Source organism: Halalkalibacter flavus, assembly GCF_036663575.1.
GTDB classification, from domain to species: Bacteria; Bacillota; Bacilli; order Bacillales; family Bacillaceae_D; genus Halalkalibacter; species Halalkalibacter flavus.
On record NZ_JAWRVK010000031.1, the window covers coordinates 15,189 to 36,533 of the forward strand.

Consider the following 21,345-nt stretch of genomic DNA (forward strand, 5'->3'; position numbering starts at 1 on the left):
AATTGAGAATGAAACATAACAAGCCTAGAAAGATACGGAAAATGAAAAATAGTAAAGTCATAAAAGCACCAGACCAAATGATAGATGAATATCAAAATAAGTGCATTGGCAAAGAATTGAATGAATCCATTGATTTAATTGAACGGTTACTTGGTGTGAACGACGATTTTACTATTAGACGTTTTCATGTTTTTGGGAAGTTTAAAGCAGCAATGGCTTACTTTGAAAATTTTAATAGCAAGGAAGATGTTCAAGAAACATTAAAGTCTTTTATGTACATACCTAGACATTTGGATCACCAAAAAATTGAACGAGAAGAGCTAAAGGATATATTATTTAATGAAGTCCTTTTTCGTGCGGACATTAAAATAGAAGAGCAAATTCCTGCCATTTTACAAGCGGTAATGGAGGGGAATTCCGTCGTTTTAATTGAAGGATTAAATGAAGCCTTTCTCTTTGGAAACCGGAATGTTGACAAGCGATCTATTGATAATCCCGATACCGAACGAGTCATTCGTGGTCCCCGTGAAGGATTTATTGAATCGTTGCAGTCTAACCTTGCCCTCTTGCGTTATCGATTGCAGACTACAGACTTTCGAATTAAATCGATGAAGGTTGGCCGCTTAACGAAAACAAATGTAGCTTTATGTTATATAGAGGGAATTGCTGACCCTAGACTCGTTGAAGAGGTAAAGGACCGAGTAGCCGCAATAGATATCGATAACATTGCCGATTCAGGCTATCTTGAGCAATTTATCGAAGACAATCACATGTCTCCGTTTCCGCAAATCCAAAATACAGAGCGACCTGATAAAGCCGTTTCAGCCATGTTAGAGGGAAAAGTCGTTCTCCTTTCTGATGGTTCTCCCTTTGCGCTTATTGCACCTGCTGTGTTCGCCCAGTTTTTTCAGACAGTTGAAGATTATACAGAACGTTTTATAATGGGTAGTTTACTCAGAATGCTTCGTGTTTTAGCGTTGTCGTTTGCGTTATTTTTTCCGTCTTTTTATGTCGCCATTATTGCTTTTAACCCTGAATTAATTCCGACAGACTTTGCTGTGGCAATAGCGAGCGGACGAGCAGGAGTTCCATTTCCGACTATTATGGAAGTTTTATTTATGGAAATAGCGATGGAAGTACTTAGAGAAGCAACGGTTCGATTGCCGCAACAAGTAGGTGGTGCCCTTTCAATCGTAGGGGTTCTAATTATTGGACAGGCAGCAGTAGAAGCTGGATTTGCTAACCCGATTACGGTTGTCGTTATTGCATTAACAACAATTGGGTCCTTTGCAACACCAGCTTATAACGCCGCAATTGCGCTCAGGATGCTTCGTTTTCCATTGGTCATTCTCTCAGGTATTTTTGGATTAATTGGTTTGATGTTCGGGTTTATTTTAATCATGAATCATATTCTTTCATTAAAATCGTTTGGAATCCCTTATTTGACACCCATCGTCCCAGGCAATTTTCAAGGGATGAAAGATTCTCTTGTGCGGATGCCACTTTGGAAAATGCCAAAACGACCTGGACAGTTTCATCCGCGAAATCAAGATCGCTTAGGTGATGATATTGTTGAAGAATTTAATCAAGAACAAAGCAATCCACTAGATTTACAAGGCGGTTATAAAAGGTGGGATAAGAAAAATGGAGTTTCCAAAAAAGATAACAGTGATCCAAACAGCGATCATAACAGCTAGTACCATTATTGGAACGGGTATGTTAACCATTGCAAGAAGAACAGTTGAATTTGGAGATACAGCTGCTCCGCTCCTTACTATACTAGGAGTTCTTGTTGCCTATTTATCGGTTTATGTCATTTGTCGACTCGGAAATTGGTTTTCAGGAAAGTCTATTTTTCAATATAGTGAAGATATTATTGGTAAATGGCTAGCACGCTTTTTTAGCTTGTTGATTATTGGGTATTTGGCTGTCTTAACAGCTCTTTATGCCCGAGAATTCGGTGCAGTGGTAAGAACCACCGTGCTAAGTGAAACCCCATTAGAAGTTACGACGTTAGCAATACTCATTATAGTTGCCCTTTCAGTACGTAACAATATTACAACATTTGCATATATACACCATTTTTATTTTCCTTTAATTTTAGCCCCTGCTTTATTCATTAGTGCTGTTTCATTGAAGCATGCAAATGTCCTTTATCTTCAGCCGATTATAGGAAACACTCCAACGAATCCAATGATAGGAATACTATTAGTTGCAGCGATGTTTCAAATGTCCTTTATTTTAACGATTGTGATTCCAGCGATGAGAGAAACACACCAGGCGTTAAAAGCTGCTACGTGGGGAATTATCATGGGAGGGGGACTTTATTTAATTATGGTGATCGCTACTGTAGCTGTTTTTGGATCAGAAGAGATTAAAACCTTACTCTGGCCAACTATAGAATTAACTAGAATAACAACATTACCAGGCGAGATCCTCCAAAGGTTAGATGCTGCCTTCTTAGCTGTTTGGGTGACAGCTGTCTATACTACTATATTCTCTTCTTATTTTTTATGTATCTATGGTATAAAGCAACTGTTTCGTTTTAGAGACCATAAAATGTTTTCATTCTTACTTCTTCCGTTTATTTTTTTTATATCTTCTCTTCCACGCAATATAGTAGAAGTGTACGAATTGATTAAAGTCGTTGGGATGGCTGGCCTTATTATTACATTGGGTTATCCATGCTTGCTACTTGTTATAGCATGGGTTCGCAAACGAAAAAGGAAGAAAGGAATCGGAGGGAGTGTCGACCAATATGGTTAAGGTATGTCTTAGCATCTTGCTTCTTTTTATGGGCGCGTTCTTAAGCGGGTGTTGGGACTACACCGATATTGAACAAAGAGCTAATGTATTAGGGATAGCATTTGACCTACCTTCTAAAGAAGAAGTAGAACAGGAAGCCGAAGTTACGCATGAAACTGATACCCCATATCCCATAGAATACTCGGTTAGATTAAATGTTCAAATAGCCATTCCGGGAAAACTTCCGTTAGGTACAGGTGGTGAGACGGGTCAAAGTGGGAAAGAAACTATAAAAGTGGTGGAGGTTGCAGGGCGAACCATTGAAGATGCCTGGGAAAATCTCGAACAACAAGTTTCTTTACCACTGTTTTTAGGGCACTTACGAGTTTTGATTGTAAGTGAAGAGTTCGCTAAAGCTGGTTTGGAGTACGGGGACTTTCTGAAAAGAAATCCTCAAATAAGACGAACAGCTTGGTTAATTGTTTCCGAAGAAGAGGCTTCTAAATATATGAGGATTGATCCTGAATTAGAAAGGATTCCTTCATTATATTTAGTATCAGCGATTGATGAGGCGATTAGAATTGGGAAATTTCCTGATGAGTATATCGGAAAGTTTTGGAGCAAAAGTTTAAGTTTGGGACAGGAGCCTATCCTTCCTTATGTAAGCCTTAAAGAAGATGGAAACCTTGAAATTTCAGGTCTCGCTTATTTTCAAGAGAGAAAGCTGATTGGTACAACGAAAGCGTTAGAGATAGGTCGCTATATGGCAATTATGGAAATTAATCCAGGTGGTTATTCTGTGCTACTTCCATTCCCGCAACATAATGCGACGATAATGTTTAATGCAATAAAGCGGAAGTCAAAAATTGACATCGAAATGAATAACGAACTTCCACATATAAAAGTTCGTGTTCATGTTGATGGTGAAATAAATGAAGTACTGAGTGAAGAGGAATTCGAGCTGAACCAGGAAATGATAGAAGAATTAGAAAAGGAACTTGGAAAGAATGCAGAAGAAAGCTTTATGAAATTGATTCAGACAACCCAAAATGACCAGTCAGACATATTCGGTTTTGGTGAATATGTCCGTGCAAAACACCGAAGTTATTGGAATGAAAATATTGGAACAAAAGAGAAGTGGCATGAATTATATAAAGATTTACCAGTCGATGTAAAAACGACAGTCAGCATCAAGCGGGTTGGTATGAAATATGAGTAGAGAGGAGATAAAGGATTCATGCATCAAGACGGAATACTTTTCATTACGGTTCTCTTATTTGTATTTTCAGGAGTGATGGCTTTAATTCTCGATGTCAAGATTTTAAAGCGTAATAAATTAGAAAAAGAAAAGGAAACGGCTTTTGTGTTTGGCTGGATTAATGTAAGTCTAGGTTTAATGATTTTTGTAGGGTTTTGGGTTTATGAAATCTATTTTTTTTAGTGACAACTGTCACGATGTTCTGTAAAGCTGTACCAAGAAAGAGGTTGTTTCGTTGTTTAAACTATGTAAGAAAGAAGAAAATTCATGCACGTAATGCCTAAGGGTGTTAGGTGCTTTCTATTAGAAGGGAAAAACTATTAAAATTATATATCCTTCAATATAAGTAGATATTAAAAAGCACGTTCAGTCAATTTTGAGTATAAAATAGGCAGTTTGAGGCAATGTAATGTTCTAATATTGTTATTATAATGAAGATAGTTTCATTGGAAGGAATGAGTTATTTGAATGAAACGCTGATAGCCCATTACAGGATGCATGGCCAAAATGAGTATACGTTTGATTATCATTCACATCAAGAATATGAGATATATTTCTTTCATGCGGGATCATGCAGGTACTTAATTCATAATCAAATTTATGACTTAAAGCCGGGTGACCTGTTGTTAATGGATGGAATGACACTTCATAAGCCTAATATCCGTCAAGATAGTGAGTACGTTCGTAGTGTCATACATTTTTCGCCACAGTGGATTAAAGGTGTTCTAACTGAAATGGGAAGCTTGTATTTGCTTGAATCATTTCAAAAATTACACCACTTCTTAATTCGAACGAATGAAAACGCTGAATCGAAACGGTTAGAAGAACTTTTTAGGCGACTAGATGAACTGAAAAACCATTCAGACTCAAACACTATTCAGGTAGAAACTGAAATGAAAGTCCTGTTATTACAAGTTTTAATTATTGTTCATCGTCTTGGTCAAGTAGAATACACAATAACGCCTCATCAAAAAGTAGACAAGGCAGAGCATGCGGAAAATATCGCGGCTTATATTCAGCAAAACTATATGAATAAATTGACGTTAGACATGATTGCAGAAGAACTTACATTAAGTAAATCTTATGTTTCACATGTTTTTAAAGAAATGACAGGGTTTACAGTTATGGAATATGTCATGGGTTGCCGGTTAACTCAAGTCAAATATTTGCTTGAGATGGAACCGGACAAACCATTAAAAGACATCGCTTTTGAGTGTGGATTTGAAAGCGTTTCCCACTTTAGTCGGTACTTTAAAAAGAAAGTGGGCGTAACGGCGAAAGTATATCGTCGCTTACGTCTTAAATAAATACTACCTAATGCTTGCAACAATAGGTAATTGCAGGATGAAGGAGGATCATTACTTATGAATAAAGATTTAAAAATTTCAGGATTCTCAGATGAAATCTCATCTGATTTTGACACCCAACTTGAAGTCGTTTCTAAGTTAGGGATGAATTATATTTCGTTGAGAGGTATTGATGGAAAGAATATTGGTGATTTTACCGTTGATGAGGTGAAAAACAATGTTCTTCCGAGATTGCAAGAAAAAGAGATCCATGTTTCTTCAATAGGTTCGCCGATTGGAAAAGTATTTATCAACGATGAAGAAGGATTTGAAAAACAGAAGAAAATGTTACATTCGCTTAGCCAAATTGCTAATCTATTAAACTGTAAATATATTCGTATTTTTAGTTTTTATATTCCAAAAGGCGAGGATCCAGATCACTATAAAGAGGAAGTGATAAACAAAATAAAAGAATTCACAGCTATCGCAAAGCAGTATGAAGTCGTCTTAGTCCATGAAAATGAGAAGGATATCTACGGTGATATCGCAAGACGTTGCCACGAAATTTTAACAGAGGTTAATTCGCCATGCTTTAAAGGGATTTTCGATTTTGCTAACTTTGTTCAATGTGGTGAAGATGCCCAGAGGTGTTACGATTTACTGAAAAATGAGATTGTGTATATTCATATTAAAGATGCGGTTTCAACAGATAGCCAAAATGTTGTATGTGGTACGGGGGAAGGTAAGATTCCGGAAATACTAGCGCAGTTTATACGAAGTGGTTACAAAGGCTTTTTAACACTTGAGCCGCATCTAGTATTATTCGATTCTTTGAAAGATTTAGAGCTTGAGGATGCTTCTGATGTAATTAAAGATAACAAAGGGCTTGATGGAGAAGGTGGATACAAACTTCAATATGAAGCTTTACTAGAAATTCTAAATAAAATTGAAAATGAGGAGGAGTAATGATGACAGTAAGGTTAGGGATTAGCGGGATTGGTCAACAAGGTGGAGCTTACGCTGGATTTATCTCTGAAGGAAAAGTAAAAAATATGGTAATTGGTGCTATATGTGACATTGATCCAGAGAAGAAAGCAATGTGTGCAGAGAAGTATCCAGATGTACCATTTTTTGATAACTATATTGATATGCTTGAAAGCGGCAAGGTTGATGCTGTTGTTACAACAGTACCACATTACCTTCACCCAGAGATGGGAATTGAAGCATTAAAAAGAGATATTCATGCATTAGTTGAAAAACCAGCGGGAGTTTATACTAAGCAAGTAAAAGAATTAAATGTATTTGCTGCAACAAAACCAGATGTAACATTTGGTATTTTCTTTAATCAGAGAACCAATCCACTTTATCAAAAGTTGAAAGAGCTTATTGATAGTGACGAAATTGGAAAGATTCGTCGTACAAATTGGATTATTACGACATGGTGGAGACCACAAGGCTATTACGATTCAAGTGCGTGGAGAGCAACTTGGGAAGGCGAAGGCGGTGGGGTTCTTGTTAATCAAGCACCACATCAAATTGATTTGCTTCAATGGATTTGCGGAATGCCGAAAAAGGTTTATTCCAATGTGAAGTATGGTTATCAAAGAAATATCGCAGTTGAAGATGAAGTCACAACATTGCTTGATTACGGCAACGGTGCAACAGGTGTATTCATTACAGCAACGCATGACGTTCTCGGTACTGATCGCTTAGAGATATTGGGTGACAAAGGGAAAATCATAGTTGATGATAGCAAGAAAATCACGATTAAACGATTGAATACACCTGAATCTGAAATGAGTGCTTCGATGTCTATGCAAGATGTTATGAAAATCTTCATGGGTGGCGACGTTTCAGATGTGTACAGTGAAGAAGTTCTTGAATTCGAAAGTGTATGGGGGGCTCAACATATCGCGGTGTTGGAAAACTTCGCTGCAAATATCGTGGATGGGACGCCTTTAATTGCACCAGGTAGTGACGGTATCCACGGAGTTGCATTAGCGAATGCGATTCATTTATCAAGCTGGTTAGGAAAAGAGGTAGAACTTCCAATTGATGAAGAACTATATTTAGCTGAACTAAATAAAAAGATTGAAGAAGAAAAAAGTCTAGTAAACCAGTAGTGAAGAGAAGTGTAGTAAGGAGAAATCATCGAACTCATAGCCAGTTGGTTATGAGTTCATTTCAAAGGAGGTGGTCGTATGTTAAAGGTAGCGGTCATTGGGCTTGGAGATATTTCGTCCATTCATATCCAGGCGATTCAAGCAAACTCAAATGTTGAATTAGTAGCTGTCTGTGATATAGATGAATCATTAAAAAATAAGGTGCCAGGTGCAAATTTTTATAGAAATTATCATGAGTTGCTAGAAAAAGAACCAGTCGATTGTGTCCATAACTGTTTGCCGCATTATCTTCATTATCCAGTAACGAAGGCTTGCATGGAGTTGGGCATACATGTATTTCAGGAAAAGCCTTTAGGTTTGAGCGTAGCTGAAGGGGAAAAGTTAGTTAGGTTAGAGGAAAATAATAAAAGTGTTAAATTATGTGTGTGTCTTCAAAATAGATATAACGAATCTTTTGAAATGTTACAGCAGATGGTTATTGACGGACAATTTGGCCAATTAATTGGTTTAAAAGGGATCGTTCCTTGGCATAGACCAAAGTCTTATTATGACTCTAAACCATGGCGTGGAAAAATAGAGTATGCGGGTGGAGGGGTTATGATTAACCAAGCTCTTCATACGTTAGATTTGATGCAATTAATCGGCGGTGAAATAGAGGCGATCAGAGGTTCAATTAGTCACTTATTAGATTACGGAATTGAAGTAGAAGACACAGCCACTGCGAATATTATGTTTGAAAATGGAGCAACAGGTTTATTTTATGCAACAAATGCTCATTCAGAGAATGCTAGTGTAGAGATTGAAGCAATTTTTGAAAAGGGAAGATTCACGATTAAAGACAGCAAACTATTGATGACAAGAGAAGATGGAAAGATAGAAGAACTAGTGGAAGACAAGAAGATGCCTGGAACTAAGTTTTATTACGGTGCCAGTCATTCTAAATTAATAAGTCATTTTTATTCGTGTGTTTTAAACAATTCGGATGATTATGTTCATGCTAGAGATGCACTGACTTCAATGACAGTGATCGATGCAATTCAAAGATCATCTGAGGAGAATAGAAAAATCAAACTGGAGGTATAACCTAATGAAAAAAGGGAAGATCGGCGTTCAAATGATGATGCTGAAAGGAAAAGTGGAGGAATTAGGTGTTTATGAAACGATGAGAAAAATAAGCGAACTTGGCTATCGTGCAGTAGAGGTTTCACAAATTCCGATGACTGAAGAGAATGTATTAGAGTTAAAGAGAGCGAGTGCAGACTTTAATATTACCATTGCTGCCCTTTCGGCTGCTGTTGAGCCAATGTTGCCGGGTGCACCTGGTGAAACCTTGGTAAACGACTTTGAGAAGATTGTAAGCGATTGCGAGACGTTAGGATGTAACTACTTACGTATTGGAATGATGCCGTTAAACAGAATGGGTAGTAAAGAACAAATTATGGAGTTCATTAGCAAAGCTGAAGAAATGGCAAAGAGATTAGCAGAGCATAGTATTGAATTATATTATCATACGCATCATCTCGAATTTCAGAAATTTGATGGAGAATACTTATTAGATATCATGAAAAACAATACATCAAAATTAGGTTTTGAATTAGATGTTCACTGGATTCAAAGAGCTGGAGTAAACCCCGTTGAGTTTATTAAGGAATATGCCGGACGTATTTCTTTATTACACTTGAAAGATTATCGCATAGGTCAAATGGATCTAACTGAAGTAGACTTTAAAGATATGGCTAAATTCATGCATATCTTTACGAATACGATAGAATTTGCTGAAATAGGTGAAGGAAATTTGGATATGAAAGCTATTATTGAGTCTGGTCTTGAAAGTGGTGCCCAGTACTTCTTAGTAGAGCAAGATCAAGTGTACGGACGGGATCCATTTGAATGTCTACAAACGTCTGCTGAAAACCTAAGAATGCTTGGCTATGCTGATTGGTTTTAGAAAAGAGGATAAAACAGAGAAGACTGGTAGCTTCTAACTTAGAATATTTTAGGAGAAAAAAGACTTGATTTAGATAAACGCTTACAATTATAATGCAATTAACCGACAATTAATTTGTTTATTAAACAAATATATAGTTGTGGTTAAAAGGTTATGCCTTAAAAATTAAAAGGGGGAAATTAGGTTGAGTAAAAAGTTATTATCATTACTTGCAACAACGTTTCTAGCTGTAGGCGTTTTAGCGGCTTGTGGCAGCAGTGACACCGGTACTTCAGAAGGGGGAGATGATTCGGGAGATGCTGGGGAAACTGTAACATTAAAACTAGCTGAAAATCAGCCGGAAGATTATCCAACAACAATTGGTGCGAAAGAATTTGCTAGATTAGTAGAGGAAAAAACAGACGGACGCTATAAGATTGAAGTATATGCTGGTGGACAACTAGGTGATGAAAGAAGTGTCATTGAACAATTGCAGTTAGGTACAATCGACTTGACTCGAGTTAATGCTATTCCACTAAGTGAATTTTCAAATGATATCGGTGTCTTAGCTATGCCTTATTTATTTGAAGATGAAGATGAGAAGTGGGATATATTAAATGGAGAGATTGGTCAAGATCTCTTAGAAACGTTTGAAGGATCGAGCTTAGTAGGTCTTTCATTTTATGACTCTGGGGAAAGAAGCTTTTACAACACTCAACGTCCAGTAACAACTCCAGAAGACATAGCGGGATTACAAATCCGTGTTCAACAATCAGATTTAGCCATTGATATTATCAATTCTTTAGGAGCATCTGCTACTCCTATGGAATATGGTGAGGTATATTCGGCCTTACAAACTGGGGTAATTGATGGGGCAGAGAATAACTTCCCAAGTTATTTTACATCTAATCACTTCGAAGTGGCTAAATATTTTACTGTCAATGGTTATCAAGGGGTACCTGAAGTACTGCTAAGTTCAGAGAAACTTTGGAACGAATTGAGTGCAGAAGACCAAGAAATATTTAGGGAAGCGGCTTTGGAATCTGTTTCTGTACAACGTGAAGCATGGGCGAATTTAGTAGAAGAAGCTCAGAAGGCAGTTGTCGAAAATGGAAGTGAACTCGTTGAAATCGACGATATGACACCTTGGAGAGAAGCTGTACAGCCCGTTTATGATAAATATGGCGATCAATTTGCAGAGTGGCTAGAGAGAATTAACAATAATTAGTTTATGGATAATTGGAGAAAGTGGGGACCTTTTCTACCCCACTTTTTATGGTTAGGAGGATCGGTGTATGAAAACGTTAAAATGGATCAGAGACGGTCTTGCTCGTCTGCAATTATTCTTTTCTTTAACGCTACTTACAGTAATGACTTTAACAATTATCTATCAGGTTTTTTCAAGACAACTCCTAGGTACTACACCTGCCTGGTCAGAACAGTTTTCTAAACTGTTATTTGTATGGGTAAGTTTTATGGGGATTGCTTATGGATTTAGAGCGAAACTTCATATTGGAGTTGGCCTGTTTGTAGGAATGCTACCAGAGAAAGTACAAGACGTATTTGATTATATAGCAAAAATACTCATTATCATGTTTGGTATTGTACTCATTTATTATGGATTTGAGTTTACTATTTTAATGAACAACTCTTCTATGCCGGGTTTAGGAGTCCCTTCTAGTGTATTATATGCAGCAATACCTGTTTCTGGCTTTTTCGTATTAGTGTATGGAATAGAGCTTTTATTTAAAAAAGGGTTACATGAGAAGTACGAAGATATAAGTGAGGAGTGATTACGATGGGAATCTTTCTTTTAATTGGTAGCTTTATAATCCTCCTAATAGCTAGAGTGCCCATTGCTCTTTCCCTTATCTTATCTTCCTTTATTACAGGAATGTATTTAGATATTAATTTAGGAGCTCTTGTGCAACGTATGGTAGGTGGGTTAAATTCATTTTCATTATTAGCGATACCTTTCTTTGTTCTAGCTGGAGAAATTATGAATGAAGGTGGAATTTCTCGTAGATTAATTAATCTTTCAAATGTGATCATTGGTAAAATTAGAGGTGGACTGGCACTAGTAAACGTTTTAGCTAGTACCTTTTTCGGTGGAATATCTGGTTCTGCTGTTGCCGATACATCGTCTGTTGGTTCGGTTTTAATTCCAATGATGAAAAAAAGTGGCTATAAAAAGGATTATTCGGTTAGTGTGACAATATCAAGTGCCGCACAAGGGGTGTTAATCCCACCGAGTCACAACATGATTATTTACTCAACTGCAGCCGGCGGTGTATCGGTCGCTGCTTTATTTATGGGCGGGTTAGTTCCAGGAATATTGCTTGGTTTAGTTTTAATGGTGATTGCCTACGTTATTGCCGTTAAGAATAATCACCCTAAAGGTGAGCCTATAAAGAAAGAAGAAATACCGAAAATAGTTCGTGAAGGTCTGTTAGGTTTATTCACGGCAGTCATCATCATCGGGGGAATCGTGAGTGGTTTCTTTACCGCTACGGAATCTGCTGCTATAGGGACATTGTACGCATTCATCATTACGTTTTTTGTTTATCGTGATATTCCACTCTCGAGATTTGGGGTTATTTTGCATAGGACGTTTAAGACCTTATCGATGGTATTATTTTTAATTGCAGCTTCTTCAGCGTTTGGATGGTTGCTTGCGTTATTGAAAGTACCGACTATCGTCGCAGACACAATGCTATCATTATCACCTAATGATTTCTTTACACTACTTATGATCATAGTCATTTTATTAGCACTAGGAATGGTCATGGATATGGCTCCTCTTATCCTTATTGCAACACCAATTCTGTTGCCTGTTGCAACCAGCATTGGAATGGATCCAGTTCATTTTGGTGTCGTGTTAATCCTTTGTTTAGCTGTTGGGTTGATAACTCCACCAGTTGGAACAGTACTTTTTGTAGGTTCAGCAATTGGTAGAATATCAATAGAAAAAGTAACGAAATCAATGATGCCTTTCTATGCTGCTATGGTCATTGTTTTACTACTTATTGCCTTCTTCCCAAGTCTTGTGTTATTTTTGCCAGATATTTTGATAGAATAGCTTGAATTAGTTGAATTTTGATTTGAACATTATTAAGCACTTTAAGCCTAGTACCTTAATACATGAGAACTAGGCTTTTTATCACTGTTTATGACGCAAGGCAAAATAACCGAGGAAGTAATCCTTTGGTTGGGGTTAGAAGGGCTGAACGCCTTTTTTAGAGGTCACGGCTTCAACAGTTCGATATTTGAAAGGGTTAGTAGTGTTAAATAGGACCATTTTCTTATAAAGGCAATAACTTCTAAAAAGGTATTGTAAATAAAAGCGTTTTCAATTAACATAATATTCATATTGTAATTTGTATACTTAACAAACTAAATAAACCGACTTAAAGGCTATTAGTCAATAAAATAATAATTTCAAATAAAGAAAAGGTACATTACTGACAAATTAATTTGTATTGTAAACAAATTAATTTGTCGGTAAATAGTTAAAAAGATTTTGAAGGGGGTGATTGTTTTTTAAGTTTGAATAAGTATCTAATGGTTTTAAATTGTGAAAATATTAACAAGGGAGAGGAAGGTACTAATGTACAAATTTATTCAAGACAAAAAATTGACTAAAATTAAAAAACAATGTAAAAAAGTTATCATGTCAACACTTGCAGTCTCATTGGTAGTTCCAGCTATTTCTGTAGCCGCGGATGATAGAGAAGATTTAGGTTATGTTCCACCATCGGACGGTATAGGTGATGAAGAATTTATCAGTACTTTCGATAGACTACATTTTATAGACTTAGATGGAAACGCTGAACTTGGTATTGCTAATGAAGATAATATTATTACTGAAGATGGACTATTTTTCAAAGACTTAAATGGTAATGGTGTACTTGATCCTTACGAGGATTGGAGACTACCAGTTGAAGAACGTGTTGAAAACTTAGTTTCAAAGATGAGTCTTAAGCAAAAAGCAGGATTAATGAACATAAACACACATAGGATAAATCATGATCTTGATGGAGGAGAATATGTAGCTGATGATGACGAGTTGATCGTCGATAGAGGTATGAGATATACGATTTTCCGTACAACTGAATCTGCTAATGTGGTAGCACAATATACGAACCAACTACAAGAATTAGCAGAGAAGCAACCATTAGGTATTCCAGTAGTAGTTACATCTAACCCTCGTAACCATCCATCTATTAATTATACAGATGTTGTTGATGAACCAGGTCAACACTCCTTTTGGCCAGGACAATTAGGTATGGCGGCTACACGTGATGTAGATATGGTGAGAGAATTTGCTGAAATTGCAGCACAGGAATGGAGAGCAATGGGAATCCGCAAAATTTATGGATATACGGCTGACCTTGCAACAGACCCACTATGGTCAAGAATTGAGGAAACATTCGGAGAGGATCCACAACTAGCTGCAGATATGATGTATGCCTTAGTGAAAGGGTTCCAAGGTGATGAACTAGGGCCAAATAGTATCGCAAAAACAGTTAAGCACTTCCCGGGAGGAGGGGCTCGAGAAGATGGTTTAGATCCTCACTTTCCTGAAGGAAAAAGAAATCCATATCCAACTCCAGGAAGTTTAATGAATTACCATATCGTACCTTTCAAAGCAGTTATTGATGCAGGTGTTAGCTCCCTTATGCCTTACTATTCGTTTCCAAGTAATGATCTAAGTGCAGATCAAGGATTACCTTGGTATAGTGAAGATCAACAGTTTGAAGAAGTTGGTTTTACATTCAACTCAGCGTTTATTAATGATCTTTTACGTGAGGAAATGGGCTTTAAAGGGTATATAAATTCTGATACAGGTGCGATTAATAGTAGAGCATTTGGTCTTGAAGAATTACCTGAAGTAGATAGATTTGCTAGAGCAATTAATGCAGGAACCGATCTTATTTCTGGTAACTCTGATCCACAACCTATTATTGATACAGTGGAGCAAGAATTAGTTCCGGAAGAAAGAATTGATGAAGCTGTATCACGCTTACTTACAGAAATGTATAAATTAGGATTATTTGAAAATCCATATGTAGATCCACAGAACGCTCTTGAAGTTGTAGATCGACCAGAATCTCAAGAAAAGGCCGATGTAGCACACCGTAAATCAGTAGTACTCATGAAAAATGAGGATAATGTATTACCTTTGCGTGATGAGAAGATTGATGACATTGTACTTTATGTGGAGATGTTCACTACAGCAGACAATGACGCTGAAATTACTGCAGGGTTAATGGATCTGATTGAAGAGTACGATGGCGCTATTACATTGACAGATAATCTCGATGAAGCAACACATGCATTTGTTTGGGTTCAACCCGTACAATCAATGTGGGAAAATAATGTAGTCATTACAGTTGGTTCGGGAACAGGAATTGAGGATGTCGATAGAATTGTAGAAATTCAGCAAACAGTTCCGACGATTACAACAATTAGTATGACAAATCCATGGTTATTTGAAGTAATTGAAGAAAATGCGGCAGCTGTTATTGCTACTTTCGGTGTTAAGACAGATGCTTTATGGGATGTCATTAGAGGAGAATTTAATCCAATTGGTTTATTACCATTTACAATTCCTGCAAGCATGGAAGCTATTGAAAATGGCGCAGGAGATATACCTGGTTATTTAGAAGATGAGTCATATGCTTACACAAACTCTGCTGGTGATCAGTATTGGTTTGGATTTGGTTTATCATATGAAAAAGACGACCAAGAACTTTTGGCAGAACTAAAAGATTTAACGGAAGTCTATATAGAATCAGGGGATGTATCTGGTCCAGCAGTAAAGCAATTAACAAATCTATTAAGACAGAGCAAACACCATTTAGATAAAGGTTCCAAAGAGAACGCAACACGCTTTATTGAAAATTATGTATCTCATCTTCAACGTGATACAAATGATCGTCATATCACGAGTGAAGCCAAAGAGCACCTAACGAGAATCGCTAGTGTTATTCTTAATAAGTGAAGATAGGAATAGTAGTTATAAAGGGGAGGCGATATAAGAGTCTCTTCAGAACTGCTAGTTTGATTAAACTACCCATTTGTAATAAGAAGGAGGCTGTCACAATTGACAGCCTCTATCTCAGTAACTTATTTTTTTATTTTGATTAATTCTTTATTTAGGGAATATAACATTTTCTCACTAAATTTTTCAGGAGCCAGTTCAGCCATATCTTCAACGACGAATCCTTGTGCCATTTCAAACATAGGATGGTCTTCAAAGCCTGGCATATATTTTTTTAGAACGGCTTTGGCTTCATCATTTTCTATAAGTTGTCCAAAGGTACAACGTGTGGAATATACATCGTCTGTGATTGCTAGCTCTTCTACTTCTACATCATCAAGATCAGGCATTTCAAACCAGTTAGCTACTGGACCGCCAGCTTCTTCAGGGGCTAAATAGCTCTCATTTGGTTCTTTTACTTTATTAAACGTAGCTGTATCTTCAAAGCTTTCGCCTTTGTGAACTGCAATGACTTTAACTTGATTCAACCCATCTTGTAAAGAAATGTTTGCAAATGTAAAGATACGATTATCACTGTTCTGTGTTGAAACTTCAGAACCATTAATATACAGTGTCACTTCATTACAGTTAGAATAAACTTTCACTTTTATTGCATCATCAGCACGGTCAACAAAGCGTTTGCTTGTAATATGAACAAACTTTTCATCTGACCAATGAGCTTTATACATAAAGAATGCATCTTTTTTAATCTTTCTATCGTATGTGATTAACCCTTTATTGTTTCTACCTTTTACGCCGCCTTCGTCACGGATATTGGCACCAAAATCAAACATATTCCAGACATACGTTGACCAAAGGAAAGGGCGAGCCTCAAAGATTTTCCAAACAGTCTCATGATAAAGTGCATGATATTCTTCAGTATAATCTTTTACCTTCGGATCATTTGTGTGATACTGCAGAATGCCTTCTGCTCCGTATTCTGAGATACCTAATGGAATAGTTGGATTTGTTTTATGGAATCCGTCAATCCAGCCAGCGAAATCTTCAGCTTGACCGTTATACCAACCATAATACTTGTTGTAGCCAATCGTATCCGTTACAGTGTTATATTCATCTTCGTCTTTTACAAACATAACATTAGCCATTGTTGTTAATCTTGTAGGATCTTCTTTTTTAGTTAATTCATTTAATTCTTTAACAAGTTTTCTGAGTTCAGCTCGTTCACCACTAATTTGGATCTCATTTTGTATACCCCAGAACATGATGGAAGGATGGTTAAAGTTTTGACGAATTAATTCAGTCATTTGTTGTTTTGCATTAATCCCTTCAAGCTCCGTTTTGGACATAACACTAATAAATGGAATTTCAGCCCAGATGACCATTCCTTCTTTATCACAAAGATCATAAAAATATTGGTCATGTTGGTAGTGGGCTAAACGAATAGACGTAGCTCCTACTTCTTTGATTAATTCCATATCTTCGTCATGTTCTTTTTTCGTAATGGCCCAGCCCATATCTTTTCGGTCTTGATGTCTAGACACACCATTCAAAGAAAGGTGTTCGCCATTTAAGAAGAAACCTTTTTCAGGATCGACTTTAAAGTATCTAACTCCAAAAGGAATGACTAGTTCATCCATTGTGTCGTTAAAGCTGACTAATGACACTTTAGCTTCATACATATATGGGTTTCTCTTCCCATTCCAAAGCGTAGGGGATTGGATGACGATCGGTTGCTCAACTATTTTCGTTTCACCTGCAGCTAATACAACCTCTGTTGCCGCATAGGAAACTGATTTGCCGTCTTTATCTAATAAATCTGTCCAAAGTCTAACTTTCTTTTCTTCATCGTTGTCATTGACTAATCTAGATTTTACTGTTAACTCAGCTCTTTCATTTGAAACATCATCTTGAACGATATAGACTCCCTGTGAACCATAATCTAATAAATCAAGATGAATAGGATTTGTAATGATAAGATTTACATCACGATAAATCCCTCCAAAAAATGTGAAGTCAGCAACTTGCGGATATACATCATCAACAACTGTATTATCTACTTTGACCGCAATTGTGTTAGTTGCTCCAAATTCAACTTCATTCGTTATATCAAATCTAAATGTGGAATAACCACCTCTATGTTGTCCCAAATGTTGTCCATTCACATAGACATCTGTGATGCTGTTAGAGCCTTGAAATTCAATATATACTTTGTTTCCTTGATTTATTGAATCGATAACAAGCTCTTTTCTATACCAACAAGCACCTTTGTAAAAATCATACCCGTTGGCACCATCAATAGCGTTCCACGTGTGGGGAACATTTACAACTTCCCAGTTTTCATCTTGAAAAGATTTATCTATAGCTTTTGCTTCATCTTGTTTACTAAATTTCCATTGATTATTAATGTTAATTGTTTTTCTCATTTGGATTCCTCCTATTTACTCAACTGTATAACTAAGCACTTACAAAACATTTACGTTTTGCTTTGTTGCTCAAATTGATTATATAATACCGCTTTCATTTTCGATCGTACTATTTCAACTTTATTAGTACGGATTTTGCAAGTTGAAGGGGGTTTTGAGGTATGATATAAGAAAAAAACGGGGGTGATTAAGTGGTAGATGCAATTGAAGCTGATTTTAGTGAAGTTAATAAAATTTGTAACTTACTGCATTCGGTTACAAAAATGGATGTAAGATTTATTGAAAATAGTGGCACGGCTATCGTGCAATTGGTCAATCTTGCAATTCCAGCAGCAATCCAAAACCTTAATAATGATTTTAGTGCGATTAACGAAGTACTAAAGAAAAATGCAAGTAATAGTTATTATTTCTATATTAATTCATATGGTCTTGAATATATTGCTTCTGGCGTATGGCACGATACATTTTTCTATGGTGCGATAATGATAGGTCCGTTTCTATCACGGCTACCTTCGATTGATTTTATCAGTGATATTATCGCTAAAAATAAACTGCCAATAAGTGAAAGAAAACAAATACATGAATTTTATCAATCATTATCGGTCATAAGTAGCACTGATTCGAATAGTATCGGAGATTTAATTGTTAATTTGTGTAACCACAAACATATTGATTCACAGCTGATCACTTCAGAGATAAGTAAAGCAAATATAAGCAAAGAAGAGGTAAGGTCGAATATAGCTGACAGCAAGGATGTCATAGAGTTTCGTTATCATTATGAAAAGAAGATTATGAATTCAATCGCAAAAGGGGACAAAAAGGAAGTTGAGCGAATTGCAAAGGAATCTAGCAGTATCTTTATGATTTCCGATCGAATTCCAGAAAGTCCAATTAGATCATTAAAAAATATATCTTTGGTTCTCAATACAATCTGTAGAATAGCTGCCGAGAGGGGAGGGGTTCATCCGGTTTATGTTCATACTATTTCTGAAAAGTTTGCGATCTTAATTGAAAGAGCACCAAACTTACCTCATTTAAAAAAACTCGGTCTCGTAATGATGACTGAATATTGCGATATGGTACATGAATATTCCACAAGTAAGTATTGCTCAATTGTTAGAAAGGCAATTGACTTGATTGACTTAAATATCGATAAACCATTAACTCTTTCAGAGATTGCCGAAACCATTCATGTCAATTCTTCACACCTATCTAGACAATTTAAGAAGGATACGGACATGACTATCATCGACTTTATTAATAAAAAAAGAGTGGAAGAAGCAAAGTTGTATTTACAAAGAGGAAATATATCAGTAACAGAAGTCGCTTTTATGGTAGGCTTTAATGATTTAAATTACTTTAGTCGTGTATTTAAGAAGTTTGCTTCGACAACGCCATCTCAATATATGAAAAGTGTACAAGATTTTTAGCGTTTGGTTCTCTTTATCAAACGCTACTTTACACTAAAGTTGTACCAACTAAATTTACTTGCATAAACAAGTAAATTGGATGTATGATGAAAAAGAAGGAGGGAATGTCATGTCTCAATATCGGTTGGAGGATGCTCTGGGTTTTCTTTTGGGTATGGCTGGGCGATCATTATCAAATAGTGTCCAACGTACTTTTTCTGAACATGGTTATAATGTAACAACGGAGCATTGGATTATATTAGTACAGTTATGGAATCAAGATGGACTTACTCAACTTGAGCTTGCAGAAAGAACAGGTAAAGATCAAGCAAGTGTATCTAGATTAATCCAAAACATGCTAAATCGCGAGCTTATTTATAGAATGAAGGATGCTGATGACGCAAGATGTAAGCGAATTCATTTGACGGATAGTGGAAAAGATCAACAAGAGAAGTTGATGGAACTTGTTAAACAAACATTAGCGGAGGTAACAGAAGGAATTACTGAAGAGGATATGGCGACAACTAAGCGAGTATTAAAGAAAATTGCGTCAAAGAATCTAGCAACAAATAGAATATTTGAAGAGGTTGATAGAAAGAAGGGAGAAAATGAATAAAAAGCTCATAAAACTAGCAATTTTATCTGTGTCGCTTCTAACGATCATGGCAGGTGCTGCGGTCTCTCCAGCGCTAGGTGACATTGCCCTTGCATTTCCAAATGCCAGTGAAACAACGATTAAGTTAATTTTAACCTTACCCTCAGTCATGATTATACCATTCATTTTTGTTTCTAGCTTTTTAACAAGGCGATATCAAAAGAAACAAATTCTTTTTGTTGGGATGCTATTTTACTTAGTTGGGGGACTTGGTGGAGGTTTGGCACCAACGATAGAACTTCTTTTATTTTTCCGGTCTGTATTAGGCATAGGTGTTGGACTTATGATGCCTATTTCTACATCCCTTGTAGCTGACTTTTTTGATGGTGAGGAGCGAACGGCTACGATGGGGCAAGTAAGTGCGGCAAATAATTTAGGTGGAGTCGTTTTATTTATTATGTCTGGGGTGCTAGCTGCAATTAGCTGGAGAATGGCATTTAGTGTGTATATTTTAGTTCTTGTTGCTGCCATCATTGTGTTTTTCTATTTGCCAAAAACAAAGGTTGATTATAGTCAGCAGGAAATAAAATTACAACCATTACCAAAACAGATTTACGTGTTTGGGGTTGCTATGTTTTTCATTGTGCTAGCTTTTCATTCTATTCCTGTAAATGTAGCTTTGTTTATGCAGCAAGAGGGAATCGGTAACGCTCAAATTGCCGGGATCGTCATTTCAGTTGGAACCGCGGCTGGTTTTGTTGCCGGGCTTTTATTAGCACGATCGAAAAGGTTGTTACACAATTACTTTATAACGATTATGCTCGTAATAATGGCCTTTGGATTTTTGACAGTAGGTATTTCACAAATCTCATTCATAACTGGTCTAGGCGTTGGAATATTAGGGTTTGGATTTGGTTCAATTATGCCAACGGTGTTTGACGAAGTATCACGTCAAGTACCAAGAGTGCAAACCGTTCAAGCAATGGCCGTTGTAACAGGTATGTTATTTTTTGGACAGTTCTTTTCACCAATTCTATTAGATAGTGTTGGATATTTATTCGGTAATGAGTCAATTCGATTTACCTATCAGTTTCTTTCTGGAAGCATGTTTCTTGTGGCCATTGTCTTTTTCTTAAAAACGATGTTGATGCAGAAGAAGATCAAGGAGTTAGAGGTAAGGCGTAATAAGCCAATCTCTACATTAGCTGCTAAAGAAAAACAACGAAGCATTTAAAGATTCACCAGAGAAGTGCTATGAATGACTGAATAAGGAAGAATGGTTGAAGAAACAACGATGGTAAAGGTCCATTCATACCTCCTTTATCCTTGACGTGTAAGGAAAGGGAAGAAAATGACATTGACTGAAATGATTAGACATGGTAGATTAAGCACATAATTAATTTGACTACAAAACAAACTAATTATGTGTTTTTTCTTTTTGTAAGGGTTTCCTTTGGCCGCTTTAAAATAGGAAGGAACAAATTCTTTTAGTTATTATGAAACTCCTATATAAAGTGTAAAAAAGAATCTGAAGAAAGATGAATGCGCTTTAACGAATGTTTATAATGGGGGCGA

At 36.5% G+C, this 21,345-nt stretch carries 17 protein-coding genes; 16 read left to right on the forward strand and 1 reads right to left on the reverse strand.

Annotated features, from left to right (window positions below; all coding sequences use genetic code 11):
* The first annotated feature begins 8 nt into the window (after positions 1-8).
* From SAY88_RS17730 to SAY88_RS17790, 13 genes are all read left to right on the forward strand, one after another.
* Positions 9-1,697 carry a spore germination protein gene (locus tag SAY88_RS17730; RefSeq protein WP_332633524.1) on the forward strand — a complete coding sequence of 563 codons (1,689 nt, stop codon included), beginning with the start codon at positions 9-11 and terminating at the stop codon, positions 1,695-1,697.
* Complete coding sequence (locus tag SAY88_RS17735; protein WP_332633492.1) at positions 1,645-2,766, forward strand: GerAB/ArcD/ProY family transporter; 1,122 nt, start codon at positions 1,645-1,647, stop codon at positions 2,764-2,766. Before SAY88_RS17730 ends, SAY88_RS17735 begins: the two co-directional genes overlap by 53 nt.
* On the forward strand, positions 2,759-3,964 hold the full coding sequence (locus SAY88_RS17740) for a Ger(x)C family spore germination protein (RefSeq protein WP_332633493.1): 1,206 nt from the start codon (positions 2,759-2,761) through the stop codon (positions 3,962-3,964). The genes SAY88_RS17735 and SAY88_RS17740 overlap by 8 nt, the downstream gene beginning before the upstream one ends.
* Before the next feature lie 18 nt (positions 3,965-3,982).
* Positions 3,983-4,186: a CLC_0170 family protein gene (locus SAY88_RS17745; protein ID WP_332633494.1), complete on the forward strand. Its 204-nt coding sequence runs from the start codon at positions 3,983-3,985 to the stop codon at positions 4,184-4,186.
* 281 nt (positions 4,187-4,467) lie between these two features.
* Complete coding sequence (locus tag SAY88_RS17750; protein ID WP_332633495.1) at positions 4,468-5,310, forward strand: AraC family transcriptional regulator; 843 nt, start codon at positions 4,468-4,470, stop codon at positions 5,308-5,310.
* A gap of 57 nt (positions 5,311-5,367) precedes the next feature.
* A complete protein-coding gene (locus tag SAY88_RS17755) occupies positions 5,368-6,255 on the forward strand; it encodes a sugar phosphate isomerase/epimerase family protein (protein WP_332633496.1) in 888 nt (295 codons plus the stop codon).
* Positions 6,255-7,412: a Gfo/Idh/MocA family protein gene (locus SAY88_RS17760; protein ID WP_332633497.1), complete on the forward strand. Its 1,158-nt coding sequence runs from the start codon at positions 6,255-6,257 to the stop codon at positions 7,410-7,412. The genes SAY88_RS17755 and SAY88_RS17760 overlap by 1 nt, the downstream gene beginning before the upstream one ends.
* A 78-nt stretch (positions 7,413-7,490) precedes the next feature.
* Positions 7,491-8,495: a Gfo/Idh/MocA family protein gene (locus tag SAY88_RS17765; RefSeq protein ID WP_332633498.1), complete on the forward strand. Its 1,005-nt coding sequence runs from the start codon at positions 7,491-7,493 to the stop codon at positions 8,493-8,495.
* A gap of 4 nt (positions 8,496-8,499) precedes the next feature.
* On the forward strand, positions 8,500-9,360 hold the full coding sequence (locus tag SAY88_RS17770; protein ID WP_332633499.1) for a sugar phosphate isomerase/epimerase family protein: 861 nt from the start codon (positions 8,500-8,502) through the stop codon (positions 9,358-9,360).
* Positions 9,361-9,544: 184 nt separating this feature from the next.
* Entirely contained in the window at positions 9,545-10,567 is a 1,023-nt protein-coding gene (locus SAY88_RS17775; protein WP_332633500.1) for a TRAP transporter substrate-binding protein, read from the forward strand.
* 67 nt (positions 10,568-10,634) lie between these two features.
* Positions 10,635-11,132, forward strand: coding sequence for a TRAP transporter small permease (locus SAY88_RS17780; protein ID WP_332633501.1), 498 nt, complete (start codon positions 10,635-10,637; stop codon positions 11,130-11,132).
* Between the two features lie 5 nt (positions 11,133-11,137).
* Positions 11,138-12,418, forward strand: a complete 1,281-nt coding sequence (locus SAY88_RS17785; protein ID WP_332633502.1) for a TRAP transporter large permease — start codon at positions 11,138-11,140, stop codon at positions 12,416-12,418.
* A gap of 528 nt (positions 12,419-12,946) precedes the next feature.
* Positions 12,947-15,343, forward strand: coding sequence for a glycoside hydrolase family 3 protein (locus SAY88_RS17790; RefSeq protein ID WP_332633503.1), 2,397 nt, complete (start codon positions 12,947-12,949; stop codon positions 15,341-15,343).
* Between the two features lie 125 nt (positions 15,344-15,468).
* Here SAY88_RS17790 and SAY88_RS17795 read toward each other — a convergent pair whose 3' ends face one another.
* Entirely contained in the window at positions 15,469-17,766 is a 2,298-nt protein-coding gene (locus tag SAY88_RS17795; protein ID WP_332633504.1) for a glycoside hydrolase family 2 protein, read from the reverse strand.
* Positions 17,767-17,957: 191 nt separating this feature from the next.
* Here SAY88_RS17795 and SAY88_RS17800 point away from each other — a divergent pair, with 191 nt between their 5' ends.
* The 3 genes from SAY88_RS17800 (at position 17,958) to SAY88_RS17810 (ending at position 21,004) form a co-directional block, all read left to right on the forward strand.
* A complete protein-coding gene (locus SAY88_RS17800; RefSeq protein WP_332633505.1) occupies positions 17,958-19,196 on the forward strand; it encodes a helix-turn-helix domain-containing protein in 1,239 nt (412 codons plus the stop codon).
* Positions 19,197-19,305: 109 nt separating this feature from the next.
* The gene (locus SAY88_RS17805) at positions 19,306-19,791 is read left to right on the forward strand and encodes a MarR family winged helix-turn-helix transcriptional regulator (RefSeq protein WP_332633506.1); all 486 of its coding nucleotides are present in this window, start codon (positions 19,306-19,308) and stop codon (positions 19,789-19,791) included.
* A complete protein-coding gene (locus tag SAY88_RS17810; RefSeq protein ID WP_332633507.1) occupies positions 19,784-21,004 on the forward strand; it encodes an MFS transporter in 1,221 nt (406 codons plus the stop codon). Before SAY88_RS17805 ends, SAY88_RS17810 begins: the two co-directional genes overlap by 8 nt.
* Positions 21,005-21,345: the final 341 nt, after the last annotated feature.

Bases quoted from the DNA above. Each gene is read 5' to 3' on its own strand.
- SAY88_RS17740 (WP_332633493.1), top strand. From the start codon at position 2,759: ATGGTTAAGGTATGTCTTAGCATCTTGCTTCTTTTTATGGGCGCGTTC.
- SAY88_RS17755 (WP_332633496.1), top strand. From the start codon at position 5,368: ATGAATAAAGATTTAAAAATTTCAGGATTCTCAGATGAAATCTCATCT.
- SAY88_RS17735 (WP_332633492.1), top strand. From the start codon at position 1,645: ATGGAGTTTCCAAAAAAGATAACAGTGATCCAAACAGCGATCATAACA.
- SAY88_RS17810 (WP_332633507.1), top strand. From the start codon at position 19,784: ATGAATAAAAAGCTCATAAAACTAGCAATTTTATCTGTGTCGCTTCTA.
- SAY88_RS17785 (WP_332633502.1), top strand. From the start codon at position 11,138: ATGGGAATCTTTCTTTTAATTGGTAGCTTTATAATCCTCCTAATAGCT.
- SAY88_RS17745 (WP_332633494.1), top strand. From the start codon at position 3,983: ATGCATCAAGACGGAATACTTTTCATTACGGTTCTCTTATTTGTATTT.
- SAY88_RS17730 (WP_332633524.1), top strand. From the start codon at position 9: ATGAAACATAACAAGCCTAGAAAGATACGGAAAATGAAAAATAGTAAA.
- SAY88_RS17790 (WP_332633503.1), top strand. From the start codon at position 12,947: ATGTACAAATTTATTCAAGACAAAAAATTGACTAAAATTAAAAAACAA.
- SAY88_RS17770 (WP_332633499.1), top strand. From the start codon at position 8,500: ATGAAAAAAGGGAAGATCGGCGTTCAAATGATGATGCTGAAAGGAAAA.
- SAY88_RS17760 (WP_332633497.1), top strand. From the start codon at position 6,255: ATGATGACAGTAAGGTTAGGGATTAGCGGGATTGGTCAACAAGGTGGA.
- SAY88_RS17765 (WP_332633498.1), top strand. From the start codon at position 7,491: ATGTTAAAGGTAGCGGTCATTGGGCTTGGAGATATTTCGTCCATTCAT.
- SAY88_RS17795 (WP_332633504.1), bottom strand. From the start codon at position 17,766: ATGAGAAAAACAATTAACATTAATAATCAATGGAAATTTAGTAAACAA.
- SAY88_RS17780 (WP_332633501.1), top strand. From the start codon at position 10,635: ATGAAAACGTTAAAATGGATCAGAGACGGTCTTGCTCGTCTGCAATTA.
- SAY88_RS17805 (WP_332633506.1), top strand. From the start codon at position 19,306: ATGTCTCAATATCGGTTGGAGGATGCTCTGGGTTTTCTTTTGGGTATG.